Annotated in this window: 22 protein-coding genes and 1 pseudogene; 7 read left to right on the top strand and 16 right to left on the bottom strand. The window is 71.8% G+C overall.

What is annotated here, in order from left to right; translation table 11 throughout:
- The 4 genes and pseudogenes from ACFQRD_RS15210 to ACFQRD_RS15195 form a co-directional block, all read left to right on the top strand.
- Window positions 1-194: pseudogene (locus ACFQRD_RS15210) on the top strand (nucleotide sugar dehydrogenase); the annotation flags it as partial.
- A gap of 4 nt (window positions 195-198) precedes the next feature.
- A complete protein-coding gene (locus ACFQRD_RS15205; RefSeq protein ID WP_377019824.1) occupies window positions 199-624 on the top strand; it encodes a DUF2304 domain-containing protein in 426 nt (141 codons plus the stop codon).
- Window positions 621-2,561, top strand: coding sequence for a DUF6541 family protein (locus ACFQRD_RS15200; RefSeq protein ID WP_377019825.1), 1,941 nt, complete (start codon window positions 621-623; stop codon window positions 2,559-2,561). Before ACFQRD_RS15205 ends, ACFQRD_RS15200 begins: the two co-directional genes overlap by 4 nt.
- Window positions 2,548-3,630: an acyltransferase gene (locus tag ACFQRD_RS15195; protein ID WP_377019826.1), complete on the top strand. Its 1,083-nt coding sequence runs from the start codon at window positions 2,548-2,550 to the stop codon at window positions 3,628-3,630. The genes ACFQRD_RS15200 and ACFQRD_RS15195 overlap by 14 nt, the downstream gene beginning before the upstream one ends.
- 3 nt (window positions 3,631-3,633) lie before the next feature.
- Here the strand turns inward: ACFQRD_RS15195 and ACFQRD_RS15190 are convergent, their stop codons facing one another.
- Window positions 3,634-4,827, bottom strand: coding sequence for a glycosyltransferase (locus ACFQRD_RS15190; protein ID WP_377019828.1), 1,194 nt, complete (start codon window positions 4,825-4,827; stop codon window positions 3,634-3,636).
- Window positions 4,827-5,891 carry a non-hydrolyzing UDP-N-acetylglucosamine 2-epimerase gene (gene wecB, locus ACFQRD_RS15185; protein WP_377019829.1) on the bottom strand — a complete coding sequence of 355 codons (1,065 nt, stop codon included), beginning with the start codon at window positions 5,889-5,891 and terminating at the stop codon, window positions 4,827-4,829. Before wecB ends, ACFQRD_RS15190 begins: the two co-directional genes overlap by 1 nt.
- 168 nt (window positions 5,892-6,059) lie before the next feature.
- Between wecB and ACFQRD_RS15180 the strand changes: the two genes are divergently transcribed.
- Genes ACFQRD_RS15180 through ACFQRD_RS15170 form a run of 3 tightly spaced genes read left to right on the top strand, consistent with a single transcriptional unit; the run spans window position 6,060 to window position 9,663 of the window.
- Window positions 6,060-7,439 (top strand): glycosyltransferase, encoded by a 1,380-nt coding sequence (locus tag ACFQRD_RS15180; protein ID WP_377019830.1) that lies wholly within the window; start codon window positions 6,060-6,062, stop codon window positions 7,437-7,439.
- Window positions 7,439-8,548 (top strand): glycosyltransferase family 4 protein, encoded by a 1,110-nt coding sequence (locus ACFQRD_RS15175; RefSeq protein ID WP_377019831.1) that lies wholly within the window; start codon window positions 7,439-7,441, stop codon window positions 8,546-8,548. Before ACFQRD_RS15180 ends, ACFQRD_RS15175 begins: the two co-directional genes overlap by 1 nt.
- Window positions 8,545-9,663, top strand: coding sequence for a glycosyltransferase (locus ACFQRD_RS15170; protein ID WP_377019832.1), 1,119 nt, complete (start codon window positions 8,545-8,547; stop codon window positions 9,661-9,663). Before ACFQRD_RS15175 ends, ACFQRD_RS15170 begins: the two co-directional genes overlap by 4 nt.
- A gap of 15 nt (window positions 9,664-9,678) precedes the next feature.
- Here the strand turns inward: ACFQRD_RS15170 and ACFQRD_RS15165 are convergent, their stop codons facing one another.
- The 14 genes from ACFQRD_RS15165 to ACFQRD_RS15100 form a co-directional block, all read right to left on the bottom strand.
- Complete coding sequence (locus tag ACFQRD_RS15165) at window positions 9,679-10,806, bottom strand: glycosyltransferase (protein WP_377019833.1); 1,128 nt, start codon at window positions 10,804-10,806, stop codon at window positions 9,679-9,681.
- Window positions 10,803-12,632 (bottom strand): ABC transporter ATP-binding protein, encoded by a 1,830-nt coding sequence (locus ACFQRD_RS15160; protein WP_377019834.1) that lies wholly within the window; start codon window positions 12,630-12,632, stop codon window positions 10,803-10,805. Before ACFQRD_RS15160 ends, ACFQRD_RS15165 begins: the two co-directional genes overlap by 4 nt.
- A 70-nt stretch (window positions 12,633-12,702) precedes the next feature.
- A complete protein-coding gene (locus ACFQRD_RS15155; RefSeq protein WP_377792899.1) occupies window positions 12,703-14,646 on the bottom strand; it encodes a DUF6541 family protein in 1,944 nt (647 codons plus the stop codon).
- Window positions 14,647-14,656: 10 nt separating this feature from the next.
- Window positions 14,657-16,060 carry a glycosyltransferase gene (locus tag ACFQRD_RS15150; RefSeq protein WP_377019836.1) on the bottom strand — a complete coding sequence of 468 codons (1,404 nt, stop codon included), beginning with the start codon at window positions 16,058-16,060 and terminating at the stop codon, window positions 14,657-14,659.
- Window positions 16,061-16,136: 76 nt separating this feature from the next.
- Window positions 16,137-17,159: a Gfo/Idh/MocA family protein gene (locus ACFQRD_RS15145; protein WP_377019838.1), complete on the bottom strand. Its 1,023-nt coding sequence runs from the start codon at window positions 17,157-17,159 to the stop codon at window positions 16,137-16,139.
- 2 nt (window positions 17,160-17,161) lie between these two features.
- Window positions 17,162-18,289, bottom strand: coding sequence for a DegT/DnrJ/EryC1/StrS family aminotransferase (locus tag ACFQRD_RS15140; protein WP_377019839.1), 1,128 nt, complete (start codon window positions 18,287-18,289; stop codon window positions 17,162-17,164).
- Window positions 18,286-18,972: an acyltransferase gene (locus tag ACFQRD_RS15135; RefSeq protein ID WP_377019840.1), complete on the bottom strand. Its 687-nt coding sequence runs from the start codon at window positions 18,970-18,972 to the stop codon at window positions 18,286-18,288. The genes ACFQRD_RS15140 and ACFQRD_RS15135 overlap by 4 nt, the downstream gene beginning before the upstream one ends.
- 23 nt (window positions 18,973-18,995) lie before the next feature.
- Window positions 18,996-20,105, bottom strand: a complete 1,110-nt coding sequence (locus ACFQRD_RS15130; protein ID WP_377019841.1) for an acyltransferase family protein — start codon at window positions 20,103-20,105, stop codon at window positions 18,996-18,998.
- Window positions 20,102-20,620: a 5-(carboxyamino)imidazole ribonucleotide mutase gene (gene purE / locus ACFQRD_RS15125; protein ID WP_377019842.1), complete on the bottom strand. Its 519-nt coding sequence runs from the start codon at window positions 20,618-20,620 to the stop codon at window positions 20,102-20,104. Before purE ends, ACFQRD_RS15130 begins: the two co-directional genes overlap by 4 nt.
- Window positions 20,617-21,804: a 5-(carboxyamino)imidazole ribonucleotide synthase gene (locus tag ACFQRD_RS15120; RefSeq protein ID WP_377019843.1), complete on the bottom strand. Its 1,188-nt coding sequence runs from the start codon at window positions 21,802-21,804 to the stop codon at window positions 20,617-20,619. Before ACFQRD_RS15120 ends, purE begins: the two co-directional genes overlap by 4 nt.
- An 18-nt stretch (window positions 21,805-21,822) precedes the next feature.
- Window positions 21,823-23,205: an ATP-binding protein gene (locus tag ACFQRD_RS15115; protein ID WP_377019844.1), complete on the bottom strand. Its 1,383-nt coding sequence runs from the start codon at window positions 23,203-23,205 to the stop codon at window positions 21,823-21,825.
- Between the two features lie 3 nt (window positions 23,206-23,208).
- Window positions 23,209-23,904, bottom strand: a complete 696-nt coding sequence (locus ACFQRD_RS15110) for a response regulator transcription factor (RefSeq protein WP_377019845.1) — start codon at window positions 23,902-23,904, stop codon at window positions 23,209-23,211.
- A gap of 79 nt (window positions 23,905-23,983) precedes the next feature.
- Entirely contained in the window at window positions 23,984-25,153 is a 1,170-nt protein-coding gene (locus tag ACFQRD_RS15105) for an adenylate/guanylate cyclase domain-containing protein (RefSeq protein ID WP_377804703.1), read from the bottom strand.
- A gap of 8 nt (window positions 25,154-25,161) precedes the next feature.
- A complete protein-coding gene (locus tag ACFQRD_RS15100) occupies window positions 25,162-26,007 on the bottom strand; it encodes a biotin--[acetyl-CoA-carboxylase] ligase (protein WP_377804702.1) in 846 nt (281 codons plus the stop codon).
- Window positions 26,008-26,022: the final 15 nt, after the last annotated feature.

Here is a 26,022-nt window from a genome sequence, read left to right as displayed (position 1 = left end):
GCGAGAGCGCGGACCTGGTGATCGTGCAGACCAACCACGCCGAATACCGCGAGCTCTCCGCGGCCGACGTGCCCGGCATCAAGCTGATCATCGACGGACGCAACATCACCACGGCCGAGAACTGGGCCGGCACCCCCCGCCTCGTCCTCGGCGACGGCTCCGCCTCCACCCACCAGCAGGACCAGGACTCCTGACCCGATGGGTGAGCATGAGCTGATCCTCGCCCTCGGCCCCTCGCTCGGGGTCGGCAGCCGCACCTTCATCATCCAGCTCCTGCTGGTGCTGGGCATCGTGGTGATCGTCGCCTGGCTGTTCATGAAGCGCGGCGCGAAACAGCTCGCGGTGCGGCGCCTGCTGATCATCGCCTTCGCGATCTTCGCGGTGCTCACCGTCCTGTTCCCGGGCATGCTGAGCCGGGCTGCGAATCTGGTGGGGGTCGGCCGCGGGGCGGATCTGCTGCTCTATGCGACCGTCGTCGTCCTGCTCGGCTTCCTCGCCCTCCAGGAGGCCCGCACCAAGGCGGCGGAGAAGCGCACCACCTACCTCGCCCGGCGCCTCGCGATCGACGAGGCCGAGCCGGCGGCGGAGTACCGCGAGAGAGCCCTGCACCGGCCCGAGGGGTGACCGGTCTGCTGTCCGTGCTCGCCCTCATCGCTGCGATCCTCGTCGTCCTGGCGGCGGCGTACCTGCCGGGGTACGCCGCCGTCCGGATGCTCGACGGCTCCCGCCTGATCGCCCTCGCCCTCGCGCCTGCCCTGGCCGCCGCGATCGCCGGCGTCAGCGCCGTCGCCGCGTCCCTGGTCGGGCTGCGCTGGTCACTGCTGCCCTTCCTGCTCGGCGCCCTCGTCCTCGCCGCCGCGGCCTACGGCCTGCGCCGGCTCGATGTCCGGTTGCCAGCGACGGTCCTGGACGGCCGGCTGTCCCCCCGCCGCGCGGTGCCCGGCGGGGCCGCCTGGCTGACCGGCGCCGTCGCCGTCGCGGTGGTGCCGATCGCGCGCCAGGCGGGACGGCCCGACGCGATCCTCGAGCGGTGGGACACGCTCTACCATCTCTCGGCCCTGCAGCGGATCCGCGAGACGGGCGATGCCTCCAGCCTCCACGTCGGCGCGGTCTCGAACACGACCGGCGATCCGACGTTCTACCCGGCGGCCTTCCACGCCCTCGCCGCCCTGGTGCCCGGCGTGGGAACCCCCACGCTGCTGAACGCCACCGTGCTCGCGCTCGCGGTTGCTCCCTGGATCTTGGGCATCGCGCTGCTCGCTCGCTCCCTGTTCCCGAGCACACCGTGGGCCCCGTTCGCCGCGGCGATGGCGGCGGCGCTGATCCCGGCCACCCCGCTGGACCTGTGGATCCACCTCTCCCCCATCCCGAACCTCGCGGGATTCGCCGCCCTGCCGGGAGCGCTGGCGGCCGCTGCCGCGCTGTGGGGTGCGCTGCTGGAACGCCCTGCCCTCCGCCCCGTACTGGCCTCGCTCCTCGCCGTCGGCCTCGCGGGCGCCGGACTGGGGATCATGCACCCCAATGTCGCGGTCACGGCGCTGATCCTGCTCGCGGTGCTGACCACCGTGACCGGCCTGCCCTCGTGGAGAGCCCGTCCGGCACTGATCGCCGTGCCCGTGCTCGCCCTGCTGCCGGTGGTGCTGCTCTCCTACACCCCGCTGGGCTCGCACGTGACCGGATTCAACGGCGGCCTCGCGGTGGTGTGGTGGAGGGCGCTGGGCGAGATCCTGCTGGGTCTGCTGACCGTGTGGCCGATGGCCCTGGGCGCCGCGCTCGCGGTGCTGTGGTGGCCCGGCCTGGTCGTCTCACTGCGCTCCCGGCCGCACCGCTGGCTCGCCGTCGCCTGGATCGTCGTCGCGGTGATCTATCTCGACGCGGCACTGGATTCCCCGCTGAACCTCTCTGCGCTGTACTACCGCGGCCAGGACCGCATCTCCATGCCGCTGGCCATGCTCTCGGCCGTCCTGGTGGTCCCGGGGCTGCAGGCATGGGCGCGCCTGCTGGCTCCCTCCGCCGATCGACGCCGGCAGCCCGGGGCGTCCCGGCCCGTGGCCCTCGTGCTGATCGTCGCCGCGGTCATCGCAGCACTCGCCTCGATCCCGGCCCGCAGCGACAACGCCGCCAAGAACCTGGCCGCGGACTATCCCGGCCGCGGCCGCTTCCTGCAGCCCGACGAGCGCGCCCTGTTCGAGCAGCATGTCCCGGAGATGGACCAGGACGGCACGGTGCTGGCCAGTCCGTTCTCCGGCGCCGCCCACCTGTACGCCATGTTCGGCCAGGACGTCCGCCTGCCCGTGGCCGGCATGGCATACACGGACCTGGACCGGGATCTCATCTACGCGACGGAGAACGCCGCCACGGACCCGGCCGACTGCCGGCTGCTCGAGGAGAACGGCATCACGTACGTCTATCAGGAGCGCCTGCCCTACAACCGGCACAAGACCTCCGACTCGGTCAACTATGCGGGGATGGACCTCGGCGCCGTGCTGTTCACGACCGAGCACTCGACCATGATCGAGATCGACTGCGACCCCGGGGACGGCAGCTATGACCCGGCCTGACCCGCCCACAGCCACCGCCCCGCCGGTCACAGGTGCCGCCCGCCGGTATTCGCCGCTGCTGGACGTGATCCGGATCGTCGCGGTGATCGGCGTGATCTGCGTGCACGTGATCGCCGATCACCTCGACGGTGAGGGGCGGGTGGCGATCCACGTGGTCCGAGCGCTGCTGGCCACGACGGTGCCCGCCTTCATCATGATCTCCGGCGCCCTGAACCTGGCGCCGGCGGCCATGCGCCACGGCTCCGGCCGGTTCCTCGGCCGGAGACTGCGCCGACTGCTGCCGGCGACAGTGGTGTGGACCGCCTTCTATGCCCTGATCATGGGGACCCTGTTCACGGACGAGCCGCTGGACTGGCGCCAGGAGATCCTGGACCTGCTGACAGCCTCCTCGTACCCGCATCTGTACTTCCTGCCGCTGATCCTGGGACTGACCGTCGTCACTCCGGTGATCGCCGTCTACATCGGCGACAGTCCGCGACGGGCCTGGATCACCGGCGGCGTCGCCACAGGGTGGGCGCTGGTGGTGATGGCCGTCCCACCGCTCAGCCAAGGGCTGCTCGGCGAAGCGGTGGTCCCGCTGCAGATGGGCACCCTGACCTATTTCCTGCCGTTCCTGGGCTACTACATCCTGGGACGGGCAGCGTGGGCCCTGCCGGTCAGCCGCAGCCGGGCGCTGCTCCTGCTGCTCGTGGCCACGCCGGTGCTGACCGTGGCGACCGTGTGGGCGTATCTCTCCCGCGTCACCGACACCCCGCCAGGGCAGTTCCTGCTGCCGACCTATGTGGCGCCGACGGTGATGCTGCTCTCGCTCGCCCTGGTGATCGCCCTGCTGAGCCTGGGAGGTGCGTGGACGGTCTCGGCGCGCGCCGAGAACCTCCTGCGGACGATCGGTGACGCCACCTTCGGCGTGTTCCTCGTGCACTTCGCGATCCTCGTGCCGCTGCGCGAGCTGGGCTTCCCCGAGGGCTCGCTGCTGACGGTGCTCGCCCTGATCGTCGTGGTCACCGTCCTCGCCTTCGCAGTCTCGCTGCTGGGCAAGAAGGTCCCGGGGCTGCGCGCGATCCTCTGACGCTCAGCGCCGGATCTCCGCCAGGACCTGTTCGGCGCCCTTCGTGGCGCAGCCGGCCAGGGAGGCGTTCTCGAGCGTCCACCGGCGCAGGTGCTCCCGCTCCGGAGCGCCTTCGCCCTCCAGCGCCGCCCGCATCGCCTCGGCGACCTGGGCGGCGTCGTAGTCGCAGGCCCAGCCCAGGGAGTTGTCACGGATCCGGTCGTGGGCGGCGCCCTCCCCGGCGTGGATCACGGGGGTCCCGGTCGCGGTGGCGGCATAGATCTTGGTGGGCAGGGCGAACTCGTAGCCCTGCCCCGGGGTGATCGAGGACAGCCCGGCGACCGCGCCCCGCAGATGCGCGGCGACCTGGGCCGGCGGGATCTTGTCGCGGAACTCGATGCCCGCGATGCCCTCCTCGGCCACCCGGGCCTCGAGCTCGTCGCGCCCGGACCCCTCGGAGAAGAACAGCAGCCGCGCCTGCGGATGCTGCTGGCGGACTCGGGCGAAGGCGTCGATGAACACAGCGGCGCCCTGCCACTCGGAGACGGTCCCGGCGTAGACGAAGTACGGTCCGGCCTCGCCGGCATCCGAGCCCTCGGGTGTGAAGGTCTCGGTGTCGATCCCGTTGCCCACCATGACGATGCTGGGCCGTGGCCCGATCAGTTCCCGGACCCGATGCTGCACACCCGGGGAGATGGTCAGCACGCGCGAGGCACGCTTCCACACGGTCTTCTCCGCCCAGCGCACCACGGAGCGCACGAAGGTCGGCACACCTTCGACGCTCTCGGTCGCGTCGGACCAGACGTCGGCCGCGTAGAAGGTGTACGGCACCCGGCGGATCATGGCGGCGACCATCCCCACCATCCCGGTCGTCGGCGGCGGCTCGAGCACCAGGGCGTCCATCGGGCGCTGGAGGAGCAGTCGCAGCGCGAGCGGCAGATCGAAGCTGAGATAGGAGACGTACCCGCGGACCTGGCCCTGGTGATCACGCTTGACGGGCCAGCGGGAGACGCGGCGGGCCCGGGACCGGACCCCACCCGCCCCGGGCGCGGAGGTGGTCAGCACGGTGACCTCCGCGCCGGCCCGCTCCAGGGCGATGACCAGCGCCTCCTGGCGGAAGGCGGCGGCCACGGGTTCAGGGGTGTAGACGCGGGTGGCGACGACCACGTGCGCGGGGCGGTTCGGCCCGGGGCGTCGTGCGGTGCGCGACCTCGCCATCAGGCGCGCTCCCGGAGGGCGTCGACGCTCCGTTCGGCCGCCCTGCCGTCGCCGTAGTGGGCGGGGCGCTCGGCGGTGGGCCGAGGCCGTGCCACCGCGGCGGTCAGCTCGGCCGGGTCCGAGACCAGCTGGTTCCAGCCGTTCTCCAGCGTCTCGACCCACTCGGTCTCGGTGCGCACCGTCGAGCACGGGGTCCCCAGCAGGTACGCCTCCTTCTGCAGACCACCGGAGTCGGTGACCACGGCGCTCGCGGCATGCACCGCGCCCACCAGGTCCGGGTAGGCGACGGGCTCGCCGACGCGGACGGCGCCACCGGCCAGCTCGATGCCGGCCTCCTTCGCCTTCGCCATCAGACGCGGATGGGCGAACAGCGCCAGGGGGATCTCGAGAGCCTGCAGGGCCTCGATGATCGCCCGCAGCCGCTCAGGGTCGTCGGTGTTGTCGGCGCGGTGGATCGTGGCCACGGCGAACTCTCCGGCGGGGTCGATGCCCTCGGGCAGGGCCAGCGGAGTGCCCTCGACGGCGGCCGCGACCCGCAGGCACACGTCGGTCATCACATCGCCGGTCACCAGCGTGCGCTCGGCGAGTCCCTCGGCGGCGAGGTGGCCGCGCGCGACCTCGGTGGGAGCCAGCAGCAGATCCGCCGCGTGGTCGGTGACCACGCGGTTGTGCTCCTCGGGCATGCGGCGGTTGAACGAGCGCAGCCCGGCCTCCAGATGGGCGACCTTCAGGTGCATCTTCACGGCGGAGAGGGTGCCGGCGAGGGTGGAGTTGGTGTCTCCGTAGACCAGGGTCCAGTCCGGCTGGTGCTCCTCGAGCACCTCGTCCATGCCGGCCAGCATCGCACCGGTCTGACGCCCGTGCGACCCGGAGCCGACGGAGAGGTTCACGTCCGGGGCGGGGATCCGCAGATCCGCGAAGAACACGTCGCTCATGGCGGCGTCGTAGTGCTGCCCGGTGTGGACGATGACGTGCTCGACGTCGTCCCGCTGCGCGGCTGCATCGGCGATCGCGGCGAGCTTGACGAACTGCGGGCGCGCGCCCACGACGGACAGGATCTTCATGGACGGATCTCTTCCTCTCGGCCCCGGCAGGTCACAGGCGACGCGGCCCGGGTCGCAGGTACAGTAAGCGTGCCCCACCATAGCCAACGGCCGAGGCCGTGCGGCACACCACGACACCATCGAGGGACAGCGCGCCGCGCGCGTGCCCCGCTCGGGAACGGAAGATGCATGACGTCAGGCCAGGGCACGCCGGAGCCTCGTGTCGCTGTGCTCGTCTACAACGACGCCGCCAACGATTCCCGGGTGCTCAAGGAGTCCGCGTCGTTGCGTGACGAGGGCTATGACGTCCGGATCCTCGCGGTCGAACGCCGCGAGCTGGACCGGCCCGCGGCCGTCAGCCGCCTCGGCGAGCGCCTGACGCTGGAACGTGTCCCGGAGTTCGCCTTCGAGCGGATCGTGCCGGCGCTGGCGCCGGTGTGGCGCGGGCTGATCAGCCAGGACCTCGAGCCCGCCTCCCGGGTCTCTGCGCCTCCGCCCCCGGCCCCCCTGGCGCCGCCGACACAGCCGCGGGCCGCGCTGGCCGGTATCAGGTCCCACGCCCTGCGTGCCCTGCGCGGGCTCGGCGAACGCGCCTACCGCACCGTCGCCCTGGGCACGTACTGGAAGAACGTCACACAGGCAGGGCTGCGCGTGCGACCGGACGTGATCCACGCCAACGACGCCAACACGCTGGTCCCCGCACTGGCGATCCGTGCCGCGAGCCGCGGCCGCATCGGGATCGTCTACGACTCGCACGAGCTGTGGCGTCACCGCAACGTCCGCCCTGGCCGTCTCCTGGCCCCTCATGTCGAGGCCCTCATCGAAGCGGTCGGCATCCGCCGGGTCGACGGGGTCATCACCGTCTCGCCCTCCATCGCGGACTGGCTCGAGCGCACCTACCGTCTGCCGCGGCGACCGGCGCTGGTGCGGAACGTCCCGGTCGCCGACGACCTGCCGGACCCCGCCAGCGGAGTGCTCCGCGCTCGCGCCGGGCTCGGCGCCGAGGACCGGGTCATCGCATACGGGGGGCGCATCACCACCGCCCGCGGCATCGAGGAGACCATCGCCGCGCTCCCCCATCTGCCGGCCGATGTCCACTTCGTGCTCCTGGGGTACGGGGAGCAGGCCGCGCTCGAGCAGGTCCGTGCCGAGGCCGCGCACCACGGCGTCGCCGAGCGCGTCCATCTTGTGGGAGCCGTCGAGCCCGACGCCGTCTCGCGCTCCCTGGCCGACGGCGACGTCGCCGTCGTCCACGTGCGCCCCATCTGCCTCTCCTACCGGTTCGCCCTCCCCAACAAGCTCTTCGAATCGATCCGCGCCGGACTGCCCATCGCCGCCGCCGACCTGCCGGACATGCGACGTGTGGTCGAGGAGCTCGGCGTCGGCGAGGTCTTCCAGGGCTCCAGTCCGCAGGATCTCGCCGAGGCGCTGCGGGCGATCCTGGACGATCCGGACACCTACCGAGAGCGTGCCCGCCAGGTGGCCGACGACCTGACCTGGGAACGGGAGACGGAGAGCATGCTCGCGCTGTACCGCCGCGTGATGAGCGAGACCGGGAGGCTCAGCTGATGCGCATCACGGTCGTCACCACCTGGTTCCCGACCGGGACGTCCCCCTCGCGCGGCTCGTTCGTCGTCCGCGACACCCTCGCCATCGCCCGGCACCACGACGTGCGCCTGATCCACCTGGTGCCGCCGGCCGACGACGACGGCACGAGGAGGCTCGTCCACGAGGGCATCGATGTGCTGCGGGTGCCGATGGACCCGCGTCGGCCGGACCAGATCCTGGCCGCGGCCCGCGTGCTCGCCGTGGCGCTCGAGGGCACTGATGTGGTCCATTCGATGGCGTTCTCCGCGTTGCTGCCGATGACGCTGCGACGGCCGCGGGTGCCGTGGATCCACACCGAGCACTGGTCCGCGCTGACCACTCCGTCGACGCTCCCCGCGCCGGCCCGCGCCGGATTGCCGCTGCTGAGTCGTCTGCTGGCGCGGCCGGACCGGGTCACCGCCGTGTGCGAGTTCCTTGCCCGCCCGATTCGGGCCGTCCGCGCCGACCGCCCGACCGCCGTCGTGCCGTGCATCGTCGAGCCGGGACCCCTCGTGCCGCGCCGCGATCGATCCGACGGCGCCCTGCGCATGGTCTCGACGGGCGGACTGATCCCCCGCAAGGACCCCCTGCTGGCGGTCGAGGTGCTCGCCGACCTGCGAGAGCGCGGCGTGGATGCCCATCTGGAATGGCTCGGTGACGGGCCGCTGCGAGAGGACACCCTGCGCCGCGCCGAGGAGCTCGGTGTCACCGGGCAGCTCGCGCTGCCCGGCACGGTCAACGGCACGGGGGTCCGCGAGGCCCTCGGCCGCGCCGACCTGTTCTTCGGCCCCACCCGTGCGGACAACTTCTTCGTCTCCGCCGCGGAGGCGATCGTCGCCGGACGTCCGGTGGTGCTCGGGGCGACGGGCGGCCAGGGCGAGTACGTCGAGCCGTCAGTCGGCGCCCTGGTCCCCGCACAGCACGTCGCCGCCTATGCGACGGCGATCCTCGAGGTCGACGAGCGCACCCGCGACCTCACCGCCGACGAGATCGCGGGCACGATCGGGGACCGGTTCTCCGCCGCGGCCGTCGGGCACGGCTACGCCGCACAGTACGAGCTGCTGCCCGGCCGACCGGGAAGCCGCCGATGAGCGGCACCGGGGCGGAGAAGCCGGTCACCGTCGTGATCGCCTGTCACACGCCGGAACGTCCCGTCGGCCGAGCAGTGGCCTCGATCCTGGAGGGCAATGCCGATCACGCCCACGTCACCGTGGTGTGCCACAACCGTGACGCCGGCGATATCGCCTCGGCGATCGACCCCGCCCATCGTGCGCGAGTCACGTTCCTCGAGCACAGGGACCGGCATCGATCCGCCTCGGGCCCGTTCAATGCCGGAATGCGCGCCGCGACCACGCCGTTCGTGGCGATCATGGGCTCCGACGACATGCTGGCGCCCGGCGCGGTCGCCTCCTGGCTCACGGTCCAGGAACGCACCGGCGCGGACTTCGTGGTCACCCGTCTCGCCCTGGGCACCGCCGGATCCGGCGTCCCCACGCCGGCCGTCCGCATGCATCGTGCCGGTCTCGTCGACCTCGTGGCCGACCGGCTGAGCTACCGCTCCGCACCACTGGGACTGATGCGCCGCGAGATGCTGGCCGCGACCGGCGCGTGGCTCGTCGAAGGGGCCGGAGTCGGCGGTGACGTCGGGATGGTCACGCAGCTCATGGCGACACGCCCCACGGCCTACGACCGCTTCGGCCCGCCCTATGTGATCGGCGAGGATGCCGGCGACCGGGTCACCTACGTGGTCCGTCCGATCCGCGAGCAGCTCGGCTTCTTCCCCGACGTGCTGACCGCGGGCTGGTTCCGGGCGCTGCCGCGGGGCGCTCGACGGGCGATCGGCGTCAAGCTCCTGCGCATCCACGTCTTCGGGGCGGTCTTCTATCGCAGCGACGTCTCGATCTGGACCGAGGCCGAGCGCACGGATCTCGCGGAGATCACGGCCGGTGTGATCGTCGAGTGCCCGGGGTGCCTGGGGCCGCTGTCCCGAGCCGACCGCGACGTGGTCGACGCCTGTCTGGACCCCACCATCCCGGCCGAGGACCTGGTGCGTGCGGCGAAGGCGCGTCGACGCCATGGCCGCCCGGCGACGCTGCTGCCCCGGCGGTGGCGACACGCCCTGGACCGCGAGGCTCCGGTGCGGTTCATGGCCGCGTCCCTGGCCGTCCGGCACCTTCCGCGCCTGGTGGGGCTTATCCGCGGCTGACCGGAGCCGAGGGTCTCAGGCGTCCCCGGCGATCCGGGCGATGGAGCTCTGCCAGCCCTCGATCTGCCGCTCGGCCGAGAGCTCACGCGCCGACGCGTTCGCGGCCTGCTTGAAGCGATCGACATCCTCCTTGGTGGTCGTCGACAGCGCTGCGCGCAGGGAATCGGCGTCAGCCCCGTCGAGGACGCGACCGATCCCGTGCTCCCGCACGAGAGCGGCCATGTCGGGTGACGGCCCCACGAGGACGCCGGTCCTGGCCTGGACGGCTTCGAACAGCTTGTTGGGCAGGCTGTGCTGGAGGTTGAAGGTGCTGTCCGGGAAGACCACGATCGAGAGGTCGTACCCCGCCACGGCCTCCACCAGGTCCGTGTACGGCACCGGATCGCGGAAGGACACCGACGGCAGGTCCGCCGCTCGATCCCTGAGCGTCTCGATGTACCCCGGTTCGCTCGGCACCAGCATGAGGTCCAGCGTCAAGTTCTCGGGAGCACCGCGCATGGCGTCGATCATCGATTCCAGGCGACGGTTGGCTCGGGCCACCCCGGTGTGCAGCAGCCGTATCGTCTCGCCGGTGGGCCGCGGAGAGCGCTGCTCGTAAGCTGCGGCATTGGTCACGACCTCGACGTCGACGCCGAATCGGATCGCGTACTCACCGGCCAGCCCCGGGGACACGGTCGTGATCGCATCGACCCGCGGCAGACAGGTACGGCAGATCCACCGCTGATAGGGCGCGACGAACCAGCGCCAGGAGCGGACATGCTCCTTCTCGCGCGGCGCGTACTCGTGCAGGTCGGCGTGGATCCCCCGGCGCGGGGCGAGCCAGAGGGCCAGCGGGAGGGTGTTGACGTCGTTGGCGAGGACGACGTCGACGGCGCCGGCGAGGTCCGCCAGTCGCTGCCGTGCGGCCCGCACCGCGCTCATGTCCCAGTACACGTGCCGGTACCGCCTCGAGAGCAGATATCGCTTGTTGCTGGGCCAGGCACGGGTGCTCGCGGGCAGCTCACGGTGGGTCACGTCGGGGTGCGGCGTGGGCCCGAATCCGACGGTCGTGACCTCGTAACGACGGGCGAGCAGTCCGATCTGGCGCTGGACCCGCGGGTCCCGCACGAGCTCGGAGAACGACAGGATCAGCACTGAGGTCATCGTTCCTGCTCCTGATCGATCGGGGCATCCGCGGAGCGGGTCAGGCCGGCGAGCGCGGCCTGCTCGGCGAAGGCGGGCACGGCGGCGACGACCTCGTCGAAGGAGCCGGCCGCGGCGACCGTGCCCTCGGACATGTAGAACACGATGTCGGAGTGCTGGATGGTCGCCAGGCGATGCGCGATGGTGATGGTGGTGACCTCGTCGCCCAGACCGCGGATCGCATCGGTGACCGCGGCCTCGGTCTTGGTGTCCAGGGCACTGGTGGCCTCGTCCATGACCAGGACGGACGGCTCCGTGTACAGGCCGCGGGCAATGCCCATGCGCTGTCGCTGCCCTCCCGAGAGCGTCATGCCACGCTCCCCCAGCCTGCCCTCGATCCCGTCCGGGCGATCCTCGATCACCTCAAGCATCTGCGCCCGGCGCAGCGCCGTGCGCACCCGGTCCTCGTCGACCTCCTCCGGATTCCACGTCAGTGCGACGTTCTCGCCCACGGACACATCGAACAGAGAGACCTCCTGCGGGACGTATCCCACGGAGGAGCGCCACTGGCGCAGCACCGTGGTGATGTCGACGTCGTCGACGAGGATCCGGCCGCTGCTGGGTGTGAGAAGTCCGAGCAACAGGTCGACCAGCGTGGACTTGCCGGCGCCGGAGCTGCCGACGAAGGCCACCGACGAGCCGGCGGGGATCCGCAGCGAGACGTTGTGCACCGCGGGCTCCTCACGGCCGGGATAGGTGAAGCTCACGTCCTCCAGCACGATGTCATGCAGCCCCCGTTCCAGGGTGCCCGAGTCCGGCTGCTCCTTGCGCGCGACCGCCTCACGAGCGAACTCGATGTCGTCGATGATGTAGTCGGCGAAGGCCGCATTGGTCAGGATGCGGTTCTGCGTGGACTGGAATCGGGTCAGTGACGGCACGAGACGGAATCCGGCCACGGCGAAGACCGCCACCGAGGTCATCGCCCCAGTGGGTCCCCCGGAGAGGTACCCGACCCCGCCGATGACGGCGAACCCGCCGACCATGCCGGCGTCCAGCACGAACCGGGGCATCTGGTTGTAGTACTGGGCGAAGGCCCGGGTGCGGGAGGCCGTGGCGCGACGCTCGGCGACGATGTCGGCCACCTCGCCCTCGTTGCCCTTCAGCGTCAGCTCCTTCAGGGCGGCGAGGACCTCTCCCAGCAGGCGGACCACACGGATGGAGTTGTCGCGGTTGCTCGCGCCATTGGCGACGGCCTTCGGGGTGATCACGCGGGAGAGGATCAGCGCGATGAACCCCAGATACACGAAGGTCGCCAGCGCGATCTGCCAGTCCAGGACGATCAGGCCGATGCTGATGACCGTGATCGTGGCGAACTCCGCGACGACGGTCATCGACGGCATCAGCACGTTTGCGACCACGGCCGCCACGCCGGAGTCGACCATGCGGATGATCTCCTGCGTCGACTTGGAGGCGCGGTCCACCCAGGAGGCTGACATGTAGGAGCGGAAGAGGGTCTGGCCGATCGCGACCTCATGCTGCGCGAAACGCTGGGTGGCGATCCGGATCGTCAGCAGGTTCAGGAAGCTCTTGATGATGATCAGGCCGACGAACGCCGCGACGAGGACCAGCATCTCCTCGAATGTGCGCAGCTGCCATCCCAGCACGGGGACCGTGACGGCGGTGCCCGGTTCCATCAGACCGGGGATGACGACGGCGATCGCTCCCAGCGCCACCACGTCCAGCAGGGCCAGGACGCTCATGACCACGCCGAAGGTCACCAGGAATCGCCGTGAGTCCGGCGGCAGCACCGACAGGGTGCGTCGGACGATCCTGATGGTCTGCTTCACCTGGGGTTCTCCTCTTCGCTCGGGACGGGCGGGCGCCGGTCCACGGCGTGGCACCCGGTGCGCCGCTCGTTCAGCACACGGGCTCCAGCTCGTACAGAGCGTACGGGCCCTCCTCGGCCACGAGAGTCAGTCGCGAGGGCGGGATGTCGTGGACCCCACTCCAACGTCTCGAGGCCTCAGGATTGATGGCGGCGCCGGATGCGGCGGAGACATCACGGTACAGGTGGGTCGGGCCCAGTCGTGTCAGGGCCGAGCACACCTCGCCGTAGATGTCCGGATTCCCGGCGTAGTTGGCGACCAGGGTCTGGTCCCGAGTCAGGGGGCGCGCCATCGTGGGGTAGACGGTCCGGGTTCCGCCGATCGACCAGTACAGGGGCGCTCCATCCAGTGGATCGGCGAGGACCACGGCGCTGTCCGGCAGGGCTGCGGCCGTGCGCTCGATGAAGGCGCGCTCCTGCGGAGTGACGTACGGCTCCAGCTGGAGACCGTAGGCGGTGTAGGCGAGCGATCCCAGCAGCGGCAGCCGCGGCGGCACGACGACGGCAACGAGCACGATCGCGAGCACACCGACCGCGGCGACCGTCCCGAATACGGGACGACCTCGGATCCGGTCGACGTCCACGACCGCGTCCAGACCGCGCACCAGGAGCACCATGAGCATGCACATCATCAGCGGGGCGATCCGCTCCCGCGCCCCGTACCACGGGTTCACCAGCGCGGCGGCCGCCGGGGACTCGATCTCCGTGGCCAGACCCAGCAGCACGGAGGCGACGACCGCCACCGCCGAGCTCGTGCCCACGACCTCCCAGCGACGCACCGCTGCGACGGCACCGATCGCGGCGAGGATCCACACCGGCAGCAGGGGCCATGCCGCCGTCTCGACCACCGGGATCCGCGGGGTGTCGGTGAGAATCTTCCAGGCCACGGAGCCCACTCCGTCGGCGCTCGGCTTGGTCAGGTTCATCCCGCTGAGCATGGTGCTCGAGACCACGAGGAAACCACCCGCTGCGGCGAGCGCGCCCCCCACCTGCCACCAGCCGCGACGTCCGCGGCCGGCGCGAAGATGACCGATCCCCCCGACCAGGACGTACAGACCGGCCACGACGGCGACCGAGAACAGCATCGACGGGTGCGCGACTGCTGTGCCGACCAGGACCGCGGCATGACCGGTGAGCCCGCCGAGCCGGCGGAGCCCGCGCACGCCATGCCGGTGCTCCAGCAGGCGCAGGGCGGAGGCGATCGCCACGGGCAGACACACCACCCCCAGCACCGTCGGCCACAGTCCCATCACCAGAGCCGTCGCGGCGACGCTGAGGAAGAGAGTCGATGCGGCCGCGGCAAGCGCCGCACCCACGGGGGCCTCGCGACGACCGGCCGCGACCGACGCGGCGAGCGCCGCCACCGAGGACGGCAGTGCCGCCAGCAGCGAGAGCATCATCGCGTTCGCCGCCGTGACCGTGTCGAACGGCAACAGCGCCGCGAGAGCGTCGAACATCACCGGGTAGTACGTCGGGGCTCCGTAGATCTCCGTCAGCGCCGTCGTGAGGAAGGCATCGCCCCCGTCGCGGATGAAGGCAATCGCGGAGAGATGGAAAAAGGAGTCGTAGCTGCCGTTGAGCGTCCCGATACCGCCCATGCGCTGGCTGCTGGAGGCCACGACCAGCACGCCCGACAGAACCGCGACTCCCGTCACCAGCGACACGCTGCGCAGGGTCCAGGGGGCCGCGGACGACGCCGGGTCCCCCGGCGGGGGGTGCGCGAGACGGCGAGCGATCAGCAGCCGAGCGAGCAGGGCAAGGCCCACCAGGGCGAGGTATCCGATCACGGCGCTGAGGATGGTCCAGGGGATCCCCAGCAGACGGTAGAGCGCAGTGAGCACCACCGTGAGCAGCACGGTGACCACCGGGGCCCAGCCCCACCGCACGGGAACACGGGATGCAAGCGCGATCAGCAGCAGGTGGCCGGGAACGGCGAGCAGCGCCCACGCGGCCAGCACCGGAAGCAACTCGGTCATGCGCAGCAGCTCATGAGATCCTGGGCGGAGGTTGCAGGGCACGCTCATACCCCGCCGTCACCACGGACGGATCGCGTTGCGCGAAGGCGAATTCTCGCGAGAGGCGGGAGGCCGCCGCGTAGACCTCGGGGTCGCGGAGCTCGAGGATGCGCTGGACGGCCCCGTCGACGTCGGGGACGACCCAGTCCGGATCGTAGAGGCTCGCCGCTCCTCCGTAGGGCACGGTGTCGGGCCAGTCGCGGATGACCGCCGGGCACCCGACCGCGAGAGCCTCCATGACGGACTCGTGCGTGCCCTCGTGCCGGGAGGAGGAGACGATCATCCCTGATTCCGCCAGCAACGCCGGGACATCGGCGCGCGCACCGAGCTGTTCGACCGGGCCCGGGCCGAGCTGCTCGAGTCGTTCGCGCACCAACCGCTGATACGGCGTGTCCCGGGACGCCGAGTCGGGCAGGCGCGGCCCGACCAGCCTCAGCCTGTAAGCATCGTCGTGCCGGCGCAGGCGCTCGAGGACCTCGATCGTGAACAGGACGTCCTTGACCTCCCTGACCCAACCCACCTGCACCAGCAGCCGCGGATCGTGGTCCTCACGGGGCGGGGTCTCCAGACCGCGCGCCAGGAGATTGCCCACGTGCTCGGCCTGGATATCGGCGAAGTCGGGAGCGATGACGGTCAGCATGTTCCACACCGGGGGCGAGACGTACAGCATCCGGTCGATCCGGGCGTGATCGTGCAGCAGCGTGAAGGGGGTGAAGGCCTCGAAGCGATGGACCCGGGACATCAGGGCTCGCGGTGCCCGATCCAGCAGGGTAATCCAGGTCAGGACGTGATGGCTCCACTCGACGAGGGCGACGTCGGCCCAGTCGTAGCTCTCGGCCAGGGCAGGCGGCGTCGGCATCCGGCGACCGGAGGTGACCAGGTCGTACCGGCCGCGGATGATCCGGTCGCGATCGGGGAACCCACCCTCGGGCAGGTCCTCGACGTCCAGCTCCCGGACCTCGAACCGCCCGGTGGCACGCAGTGCATCGATGAGCGGCCGCACGAACGTCCAGTTCTCCTGCGCGATGACGAGCAGGCGCAGAGGTTCGCCACCGCGGCGGTCCCGCGGGGCCGGTCGCGACGGAGCGCTCGAGAACGGCACCGTCCGGCCGAGCATGAGCGTGCCGGTCGCCGATTCCCGAAGGGGCCGGAGGAATTCGGCGGGGTCGGCGGCGAGAGGCGAGCGGCCCGCCTGGTGCAGGGACGGGTCGTAGGAGACACGCAACGCCTTGTCGAACCAGCGCAGGGCGGCGTCGACGCGCCCTCGCTCCAGGCATCGGTCGGCGAGACCCAGCAACGTCGCGACATCTTGGCGCCATCGGCCGTACCGCGGGTCGGCCGCGAGTCGCTGCTGCGCGGAGAAATAGACGCCCATCCCCCCTGCGCGGCCGGGGAGCCGACGGGCGGCCCCGGTGGCCGCACGGAGGGCACGGGCGCGAAGCGGTGCGAGGTCAGGCACCGTCGGTGTCCCCGTCGAGCCGAACGACCTCCCCCGCGCGAGCCGATTCCAGGACGGCCTCGACGGTGCGCACGGTGTGCAGGCCCTCGCGCATGGTGACGATGTTGGAGGTGTCTCCGCCGATGGCGTCGCGGAAAGCTTCGTGCTCGGTGGCCAGGGGCTCCTTGCGCTGCAGCGAGTAGCGGATGGAGTCGCCCTCGCTGACGCCGCGGAAGGAGGCCATGGACTCCCACAGGTTGGTGGCCTTCTCGCCGTTGGCGTGGAAGGTGAGGTCGGCGTTGATGGTGTCACCGACCAGGGCGCCGTTCTCGCCGGTCACGACGGTGACGCGCTCTTTGAACGGTGTCAGCCAGTTCACCAGGTGGTTGGTGATGGTGCCGTCGGCGAGGCCGCCGGCGATCGAGACCATGTCCTCGTCGCGGCGCCCGGAGCGGCGGGTGGAGGTGGCCGCGACGTGCGCGTACCGCGACTGCGCGACCCACGCGGTCAGGTCGAGGTCGTGCGTGGCGAGGTCCTTGACCACGCCGACGTCGGCGATGCGCGCTGGGAACGCGCCCTGGCGGCGGGTGACGATCTGGTAGATCTCGCCGAGTTGCCCGTCGGCGATGCGCTTGCGCATCTCCTGCAGCGCGGGGTTGTACCGCTCGATGTAGCCGACCGCGCCGACCAGGCCGGCGTTCTCGTAGGCCGCGGTGATCTCCTCGGCCTCGCCGATGTCGAAGGCGAGCGGCTTCTCGACCAGTGTGTGCACCCCGGCCTCGGCGAGGGTCAGGGCCACATCGCGGTGGAACTGGGTGGGCACGGCGACGACGGCGTAGTCGATGCCGGCGGCGATCAGGGACTGCACGTCGGGCAGGATGTCGTACCCCGGGGCGGCACCGTGCGGGTCGCCGTGGGCATCGGCGACGGCGACGAGATCCACACCGTCCAGGGCCTGGAGGTTGCGCGCATGGTGGCGGCCCATCATGCCCAGGCCGATCAGCCCGGCCCGCAGTCGCTTCGTGCTCGCACTCATGGTCACGCTCCTGCCTTCGCGACCGCGTTCACGGCCTCGACGATCCGATCCCGGTCCTCGTCGCTGACGCTCGGGTGGACCGGCAGCGACAGCACCTCCCGCGCCAGCATGTCGGTGACCGGCAGGTCCGCGTCCGCAGCGTCCGCTGCGGACGAGGCGAACGTCGCCAGGCGATGCACGGGCGTGGGGTAGTACACCCCGCAGCCGACCTTGTGCTCCTCGCGCAGCGCGGTCGCGAAGGCGTCGCGCTCGGCGGCGGAGGCGCCCTCGAGGCGGATCGTGTACTGGTGGTAGACGTGCGTGGCCTGCTCACGCACGACAGGCGTCGTGACACCCTCGAGGTGGGCGTCGAAGTGGGCGGCCAGCTGCTGACGCTGCGCGGTCCACCCGGCGAGCTTGGTCAGCTGCACCCGGCCGATCGCGGCGTGGACGTCGGTCATGCGGTTGTTGTAGCCGACGACCTCGTTGGCGTACTGCCGCTCCATGCCCTGGTTGCGCAGCAGCCGCACCTGGCGGGCGGTCTCCGCATCGGCGCAGGCGACCATGCCGCCCTCGCCGGAGGTCATGTTCTTGGTCGGGTACAGCGAGTACATCGCGCCGTCGCCGAGGGTTCCCACGAGCGATCCGTCCCACGTGGCCCCGTGCGCCTGCGCGGCATCCTCGAACACCCACAGCCCGTGCTCACGGGCGATCCTGGTGATCTCGCCCATCGGCGCGGGGTGGCCGTAGAGGTGGACGGGCTGGATCCCGACGGTGCGCTCGGTGATCGCGGCCTCGATCGCGGCCGGGTCCACCGTGAAGGTCTCCGGGTCGACGTCGACGAACACCGGGACACCCCCGGAGACGGCGACCGTGTTCGCGGTCGCCGCGAAGGTGAACGAGGGCACGATGACCTCGTCGCCGGGCCGCAGACCGAGGGCGAGCATCCCCAGGTGCTGACCCGAGGTGCCGGAGTTGACGGCCACGACCTCGCGGCCACCGGCCAGCTCGGCGGAGAACTCCTGCTCGAAGGCCGCGACCTCCGGGCCCTGCGCCAGCATCGCGGAGGCCAGCACGCGATCGACCGCGTCGCGCTCCTCCTGCCCGATGATCGGCTTCGCCGGCGGGATCATCGTCGGTTCCGTGTTCATGCGGTGGGTCCGTCCTGTTCGTCGGAGTCGTCGAGCGCGGCCGGGCGCGGGGCCCCGGCCTGAGGGGAGGAGGCGAGCTGGAGCCCGCCGGACTTCTCGTCGTGGATGTACCACTCGCCGGTGGTGGGGCACACCCAGGCGTCGGTGCCGTCGGTGGAGGGGATCAGCTTCTCCCCGGAGCGGCCCACCCAGGCGAGGCGCTTGGCGGGGACGCCGGCAACCAGGGCGTGCGGGGGCACGTCCTTGACGACGGTGGCACCGGCGGCGACCATCGCCCAGGCGCCGATCGTCACCGGGGCGACGCACACGGCGCGGGCGCCGATGGACGATCCCGTCTCGCAGGTGACCCCGACGGGCTCCCAGTCCGACGTCGACTTCGGCGACAGGTCCGGGTTCACCGCGCGGGGGAAGTGGTCGTTGGTGAACACGGCGGCGGGGCCGACGAAGACGCCGTCGGCGAGCACCGCGGGCTCGTAGACCAGCGCGTAGTTCTGGACCTTGCAGCCGTCGCCCATCCGCACGCCGGAGCCGATGTAGGCGCCGCGACCGATGACGCAGCCGGTGCCGAGCCTCGCGCCCTCGCGCACCTGTGCGAGATGCCAGATGGAGCTGCCGTCGCCGATGGTGGCATCGTCCGAGATGTCGGACCCCGGGGCTGCCCGGTAGGCAGGGGTTTCACTCATGGGCCCGACGATACCGCGAGCGCTCACCGCGGTCGGGGATGACCTGCCGTCCGCGCGGAGCTGTTGCGCATCTCGCGCACACGGGGCAGTTCGATCAGCCAGCGCGGACCCCAGCGGTCGATCACGGCCTGCATCCCGACGGCGGCCAGGAGGGCCATGACCGCCACTGCCGGGACCACCAGCAGCTCCCCGGCCGGTCCGGCGGTCAGCGAGAGCCCGTCGGCGCGGCGCCACGCGACCACCACCAGGTTCAGCACGATCGGATGGACCAGGTAGATCACCAGCGTGCGGCTGCCCACGAAGGACCCGGCGCGAGCCACGGACCCCAGGCGGGCCAGCAGTGGCAGCAGGGCGATGCAGGCCCCGATCCCACTCATCGATGCCACCAGCTCCAGCCCGCGGGACAGGGGCAGCGGCAGTTCTGCGCGCAGCACGATCAGGGCCAGCGGGCAGAACACGGCGGTCAGCCCGAGTCCCAGGACCGGTCGCGGACGCTCCCCGACTGCCAGGATCGTCGACCGCAGGGCGAATCCGGCCGCGTACCACAGCGCGTTGTCGGTGAGCTGGAAGACGCCGTAGACGAGATCACCCCACATCTCGGCGCGCTCCATCGACTCCTGGATCACCGGTGCGGCCGCGTACAGGACCAGGGTCACTGCGAGCAGAACGCCCTTATGAGCACGCAGCAGCCGCGAGAGCACGAAGAACACCGGCAGCGCAGCGATGAACCAGTAGGGCGAGCCCACCACGAACAGCCCGGCGATCTCCCCGCGGACGAAGCCGAGCGGGTCCTCGGGCGCGTAGCGCGGCCACCCGGTGGCGGCGAACAGGAGGCTCCACAGCACGTAGGGCCAGAGCATGTCGAGCACGCGCGGTCGCAGCACCCGGGGCCACGACCGGTGGAGGGCGCCTGCCGCGAGCAGTCCGGCCACCAGGAAGAACAGGGGCATCCGCAGCGGGATCAGGGCGAGATTCGCGCTCGCCCACCAGGCCGCGGCCCGCCCGTCGCCCAGCAGGTCCGCTCCCCCGGAGACGGCCACGTGGTAGAGGACGACAAGGATGATCGAGACCGCCCGTGCCAGGTCCAGCCAGGCGACCCGGCCCTGCGACGTCGCCGGAGCGTGCTCGCTCACCGAGAGGCCCGCAGCGCCTCGCCCTTGCCCACCGCGATCTCGCGGAGCTCCTCCTGGAAGGCGACCATGCGCTCACGCAGCCGAGCGGCCTCCTCGTCCCCGCCGGCCGCGAGGATGCGCGCCGCCAGCAGACCGGCGTTGCGGGCCCCACCGATGGAGACGGTCGCCACCGGCACACCGGCGGGCATCTGCACGATCGAGAGCAGGGAGTCCATGCCGTCGAGGTGCTTCAGCGCCACGGGCACGCCGATCACGGGCAGCGGGGTGAGGGCGGCGAGCATACCGGGCAGGTGCGCGGCGCCGCCCGCGCCGGCGATCACCACGCGCAGGCCGCGGTCGGCGGCGGACCGGCCCCACGCGACCATGTCCTCGGGCATCCGGTGGGCCGAGACCACGTCGACCTCGGCCGCGATCCCGAACTCGGCGAGCGCCGCCTCGGCGGCCTCCATCACCGGGTGGTCGGAGTCGGATCCCATCACGATGCCCACCCGGGGGCGGGTCTCGGTCGCGGTCATCGGATCTCCTTCTCGGGGCCGTCGATGATGAGCTTCTCGGCGCGGTGGGCACGCTCCAGCAGATCCTCCGCGTCGTCCCCGATCAGCGTGACGTGACCGAGCTTGCGCCCCGGCCGGACGGATTTGCCGTACAGGTGGAGCTTCAGCTGCGGGTCGGCCGCCAGCGCGGCGCAGGCGCCGGGGGCGAGGTCCTCCGCGCCGCCTCCGAGCAGATTGACCATGACGGCCACCGGCGCGACAGGATCGGTCGAGCCCAGCGGCAGATCGGCGACCGCGCGCAGATGCTGCTCGAACTGCCCGGTCACCGCGCCGTCCATGGACCAGTGCCCGGTGTTGTGGGGGCGCATGGCCAGTTCGTTGACGCTCACCTCGCCGTCCTCGGTCTCGAAGAGCTCGACGGCGAGCATGCCGACGACGCCGAGGTCCTCCGCGATGTCCTGAGCGAGGCGCTGGATGCGGCGCTGGGCCGCGACGTCGAGCCCCGGAGCAGGTGCGACCACCTCGTAGCAGACCCCGTCCTTCTGGACCGACTGGACGACGGGATAGGCGACGACCTCTCCCCCGGGACGCCGGGCCACCTGCGCGGAGAGCTCACGGGTGAAGGGCACCAGCTCCTCGGCCAGCAGCTCGCCGTGCGCGGCGAGCCAGTCGTCGGCCTGGTCGTCCGCCTCGACGATGCGCACCCCGTGCGCGTCGTACCCGCCGCGCGGGGTCTTGACCACGACCCGGCCGCCGGTCTCGGCGAGCGTCTCGGCGAGATCCTCGCGGGAGCCGATCCGCCACCAGCGCGGGCAGGGATGCCCGAGCGCGGTCAGGCGCTCGCGCATGACGAGCTTGTCCTGGGCGTGGACGAGGGCGGCCGGGCCGGGGCGCACGGCGGCGCCGTCGGCCTCGAGGCGTTCGAGGATCGCGGTGGGCACGTGCTCGTGGTCGAAGGTGATCGCGTCGACCTCCCCCGCGAGGCCCCGCACGGCCTGCTCGTCGTCGTGGCGGCCCAGGCGCACCCGGCCGGCGACGGCGGCGGCGCTCTCCTCGGGGGCCGTGGCCAGCACGGTGGTGGCCAGGCCGAGCTCGATGGCCGGGCCCAGCATCATCCGGGCCAGCTGCCCGCCGCCGACGATGCCGACGGCAGCGGCATGGGGCGATGGCGCACGATGTTCTGAGGGCTGCGGGGTCTCGGACACGGCGGTCAGTGTACGAGGTCAGGCGCGCGACCGCGGGCGGCGCCGGACGACGGACCCCTGCGGCAGCTCCTCAAGCTCGTCGGGGGCGGGGAGGTCCTCGCCCTCGCCGTCGGCTTCGGCGTCGGTGCCCTCCGGGGGCGGCACGTCGTCCTCCCCCGGGGCGGAGATGAGGAACACGCCGAAGGTCGCGGGCCGCTCGGTCAGCAGCTCGAGCCGGCCGCCGTCGTCCTCGACCAGGGTGCGGGCCAGGGCCAGACCCACGCCGGTGCCGGAGGAGCTGCGGCCGGAGACGGAGCGCTCGAAGATCCTCGAGCCGAGCGCCGGGTCGATGCCGCCCCCCTCGTCCATGACCTCGATGACGGTCGAGTGCTCGTTGCGGCGCACCTTGACGGTGGTCCGACCGTCGCCGTGCATCAGGGCGTTCTCGATGAGGGTGGCCAGCACCTGCGTCAGCGGCCCCGGCGATCCCCACACGGCGGCGCTGCGCGGCACCTGGATCCGCAGCTCGCGCTGGGCGCGGCGGTAGGCGGGCGACCACTCCTCGCTCTGCTGGGTGAGCACCGTGCGCAGCTCGACCACGCCGGGGGTGCGGCGCTGGGACGAGCGCGGGGCGTTGATGAGGTCGTGGACCACCTCGGTGAGTCGGTCGATCTGCTCCAGCGAGATGCGGGCCTCGTCGCGCACCCACTCCTCGGAGCTGGTCGCCAGGATCTCGTCGAGCCGCATCGACAGGGCGGTCAGCGGCGTGCGCAGCTGGTGGGAGGCGTCCGAGGCGAGCTGGCTCTCCGCCTCGAGGCGCTCGGTGAGCATCGCACCGGAGCGGGTGAGCTCCTCGGCGACGTCATCGATCTCGGCGATCCCCGAGGGCGTCCACGGCCCCCGGGCGCGGCCGCTGCCCATCTCCTCCGCGCGCCGGCTGAGCCGGGCCAGGGGCATCGAGATCCGCTGGGCCTGCCACAGCGCGACGGAGACGCCGATGGAGACGGCCGAGAGCCCGGCGACGATGATGAGCACCCACGCGCTCGCGGTGTGGGCGGCCACGTCGGACTCCGGGATGGCCACGGTGATCTCCTGGCCGTCGGTGCCGAAGGTGGAGACCTCCACGGGGTTCTTGCCGGGCGGCTCCCCGGCCTGCAGGGTCTGACCGTCGTGGACGACGGTGATCGCCACGTCGAGGTCGGCCTGCTCGTCGACCCGCCGCTGCAGCATCGCCTCATCGAGAGGACGGCCCTCGGACAGCCTCTCCTCGGTGTCCACGCGCACGTCGTCGAGGATCTGGTTCGCCGTGCTCGAGAGGGACTGCTCGTTCAGCTTCAGCCAGGAGTACCCCAGCGGGATACCCAGCAGGAGCACCGAGAGGACCACCGTGATGATGGTGGCCTGCAGCACGCGCTGCCACACGTGTCAGCTCTCCGCGCCGGTCTCGAACCGGAAACCGACACCCCTCACCGTGGTGATCCGGCGCGGGTCCGTGGCGTCGTCACCGAGCTTGCGGCGCAGCCACGAGACGTGCATGTCCAGGGTCTTGGTCGAGCCCCACCATTCGGCGCCCCACACCTCGCGCATCAGGTCGTCACGGGTGACGACGCTCCCGGCCTCGCGCACCAGCACGGTCAGCAGGTCGTACTCCTTGGCCGACAGGCTCAGCTCGTGCCCGTCGGCGTAGGCGCGGCGGGCGGAGACCTCGAGGGTCACGCCGTTGACGTCGTAGGCGTCGCCGGATTCCTCCATGGCCTGGGACCGCCGCATGAGGGCGCGGATCCGGGCCTGCAGCTCCCCGAGGCGGAAGGGCTTGGTGACGTAGTCGTCGGCCCCGGCGTCCAGGCCGACCACGGCGTCGACCTCGTCGGCCCGTGCGGTCAGGATCAGGATCGGCGATTCGAGGCCGCCCTTGCGCAGTCGCCGGGCCACCTCGAGCCCGTCGACATCGGGCAGGCCGAGATCCAGGATCACGACGTCGATCGGGTCCCCTCCGGCGGCGATGGCGAGCGCGTCCATGCCCCGCGATGCGCGCGCGACGGTGTACCCCTCGCGGTCGAGTGCGCGGGAGAGCGGTTCAGCGATGGCCGAGTCGTCCTCGACGAGTAGCAGTCGTGTCACGCGCTCCATCGTACGTCGCCGCCCTCACAGCGGGCTGGTCGTGCCCTGAACCGGGGTGTTGCCTGCTCCGATGCCCAGGTCAGTACCTCAGGTCCAGCGGCGCCGAGCGGTCACGGCGCATCTCCATCACGTGCACCGTGCCGATGCCGTGCAGCTCGACGTCCTCGCCGTCGGCGGTGGCGAATCCGCCCGGCAGCGCCCGCTCGACCGCGGCGACGGTCTCGTCGTCGACCACCACGGTGCCGGGACGGGCCACCGACTCCATGCGCGCGGCCAGGTTGACCTTGGGCCCGAACACGTCGCCGTAGCGGGAGAACATCGACCCCCAGGACAGGCCCACGCGCACCGGCGGCAGGCCCTGGTCGGCGGTGATGATCTCGGCGAGGCTGACGGCGATCTGGGCGCCGTCCTCCGGCGTGTCGGCGAGGAACATGATCTCGTCGCCCACGGTCTTGACCACGCGGCCGCCGCCGACGGAGATGACGTCGCGGCCGACCGCCTCGAAGCGGCCGACGACGTCGGCCAGCTCGGCGCCGGTGAGGTCCTGGGCCAGACGGGTGAACTGGACCAGGTCGGCGAAGCCGACGGCCCGCTGCAGCGGGAACAGCTCGTCGGTGTCGCGGTGGAGGACCTCGGAGCCCGCGCGGGCGGCGTAGGCGGCGAGCTGGCGACGGAAGGCGAACATCACCTGGGACTCGAGGGTCTCGAGCAGCTCGGGGATGGTGTCGAGCATCTGCTGGCGGGCCTCGGCGTCGTCCGTGCCGTCGGCGTGCTTGGCCTCATCGACCAGCGCCTCGGTGATCCACATGGCCAGCCGGCCCATGTGGAAGCCCAGCCCGCGCGTGATGCTGGCGAAGGCCCGTTCGGAGAGCACGCCGTCCTCGACGATGGCGGCGAGGTCGCCGATCGAGTAGGCGTCCTCCTCGGTGAACACGACGGTGTCCTCGTCCACCGGGGTGAAGCCCAGCGAGCGCCAGTACACGGAGGTGAGGCGCTCGGGGATGTCGTGCTGCTGGGCGAGGTCACGGCGCGAGTACTTGCGCGACCCCTGCAGCAGCACCTTCTCCAGCGCTCCCACGCTGCGGCGCACGGCGGCGAAGCGGCGATTGAGGTCCAGGATCTCCTGGTCCCCCAGCGGGGTCGCGTCGAGATCGGGAGAGTCCTCCGGCGAGAGCGACGGCTCGCCGGGCGGACGGGTCCCGTCCGAGGGCGCAGAGCGCTCCGCGCCGTCGCGCTCCAGGTCTTCCATTCCGCCCGTCACCTGCCGTGCTCCTCCTTCTCGACGCCGTCGCCGGCGTCCGTCGCGGGCCATTCCGGCCCGCCCGGCCTCAGATGTCTCACGTCGCCGATATCCACGGTGGCCTCGCCGCCGGCCTCGAGGTCCACGACCAGCCTGCCGCCGGCCTCGATCGTCCGCGCGATGCCGTGCAGGGCGCCGGCGACGTCTCCCACGGGCTCGACCCGCACCTTACGCCCGATTGTGAGGCACGTCATAGTGTACCGCCGACGAGTACCCGCACCATCCCCGTCTCCCCCACTGGACTCGAGCGCGTCGAGCTCGCTGGCGAGGGCGGTGACCAGGTGGCCCGCGATCGCCTCACGGAGCGAGGCGGCATCGGCAGCACCCGTCCGGTCGTCCGCTCCGGGCCGGATCCCGTCCGCGCCGAGCAGCCAGGCGGTACCGGGCACGAGGGAGCCGTCGACCGCACGCACCGGCCCGCGCAGATTCAGGCCGATGCCGATCAGCACGTCATGGGCTCCGTGTCCCTCGACGAGGATGCCCCCGAGCTTGCGGCCGTCGGCGGTGTGGATGTCGTTGGGCCACTTCAGTCCCAGCGCGGGCCCGTCGGTCCCGACGGCGGCGGCCAGGGCGTCGATCGCCGCCAGCCCCGCTGCCAGCGGGATCCACCCGCGACCGTCCGGCCCGAGGGCGGAGCGGTGGGCGTAGGTCAACGACAGGCTGGCTCCGTCGGGGCTGGCGAAGGCCCGCCCGAGCCGCCCCCGGCCGGCCGTCTGCTCGCGCGCGCTGACCGCGAAGGGAGCCTGCTCGCCGGCCTCCAGGCGGCGCCTGGCCTCATCCTGCGTGGACGTGAGGATTCCCATCGAATGGATCGCCGC

The organism is Brachybacterium sp. GCM10030268 (assembly GCF_042666305.1).
Lineage (GTDB): Bacteria > Actinomycetota > Actinomycetes > Actinomycetales > Dermabacteraceae > Brachybacterium.
This window is presented reverse-complemented; position numbering and strand designations above follow the sequence as displayed.

Bases quoted from the DNA above. Each gene is read 5' to 3' on its own strand.
- ACFQRD_RS15155 (WP_377792899.1), bottom strand. From the start codon at position 14,646: ATGACCGAGTTGCTTCCGGTGCTGGCCGCGTGGGCGCTGCTCGCCGTT.
- ACFQRD_RS15180 (WP_377019830.1), top strand. From the start codon at position 6,060: ATGACGTCAGGCCAGGGCACGCCGGAGCCTCGTGTCGCTGTGCTCGTC.
- ACFQRD_RS15145 (WP_377019838.1), bottom strand. From the start codon at position 17,159: ATGAGTGCGAGCACGAAGCGACTGCGGGCCGGGCTGATCGGCCTGGGC.
- ACFQRD_RS15205 (WP_377019824.1), top strand. From the start codon at position 199: ATGGGTGAGCATGAGCTGATCCTCGCCCTCGGCCCCTCGCTCGGGGTC.
- ACFQRD_RS15190 (WP_377019828.1), bottom strand. From the start codon at position 4,827: ATGGCGAGGTCGCGCACCGCACGACGCCCCGGGCCGAACCGCCCCGCG.
- purE (WP_377019842.1), bottom strand. From the start codon at position 20,620: ATGACCGCGACCGAGACCCGCCCCCGGGTGGGCATCGTGATGGGATCC.
- ACFQRD_RS15175 (WP_377019831.1), top strand. From the start codon at position 7,439: ATGCGCATCACGGTCGTCACCACCTGGTTCCCGACCGGGACGTCCCCC.
- ACFQRD_RS15140 (WP_377019839.1), bottom strand. From the start codon at position 18,289: ATGAACACGGAACCGACGATGATCCCGCCGGCGAAGCCGATCATCGGG.
- ACFQRD_RS15195 (WP_377019826.1), top strand. From the start codon at position 2,548: ATGACCCGGCCTGACCCGCCCACAGCCACCGCCCCGCCGGTCACAGGT.
- ACFQRD_RS15170 (WP_377019832.1), top strand. From the start codon at position 8,545: ATGAGCGGCACCGGGGCGGAGAAGCCGGTCACCGTCGTGATCGCCTGT.
- wecB (WP_377019829.1), bottom strand. From the start codon at position 5,891: ATGAAGATCCTGTCCGTCGTGGGCGCGCGCCCGCAGTTCGTCAAGCTC.
- ACFQRD_RS15165 (WP_377019833.1), bottom strand. From the start codon at position 10,806: ATGACCTCAGTGCTGATCCTGTCGTTCTCCGAGCTCGTGCGGGACCCG.
- ACFQRD_RS15100 (WP_377804702.1), bottom strand. From the start codon at position 26,007: ATGGGAATCCTCACGTCCACGCAGGATGAGGCCAGGCGCCGCCTGGAG.
- ACFQRD_RS15135 (WP_377019840.1), bottom strand. From the start codon at position 18,972: ATGAGTGAAACCCCTGCCTACCGGGCAGCCCCGGGGTCCGACATCTCG.
- ACFQRD_RS15150 (WP_377019836.1), bottom strand. From the start codon at position 16,060: ATGGGCGTCTATTTCTCCGCGCAGCAGCGACTCGCGGCCGACCCGCGG.
- ACFQRD_RS15105 (WP_377804703.1), bottom strand. From the start codon at position 25,153: ATGGAAGACCTGGAGCGCGACGGCGCGGAGCGCTCTGCGCCCTCGGAC.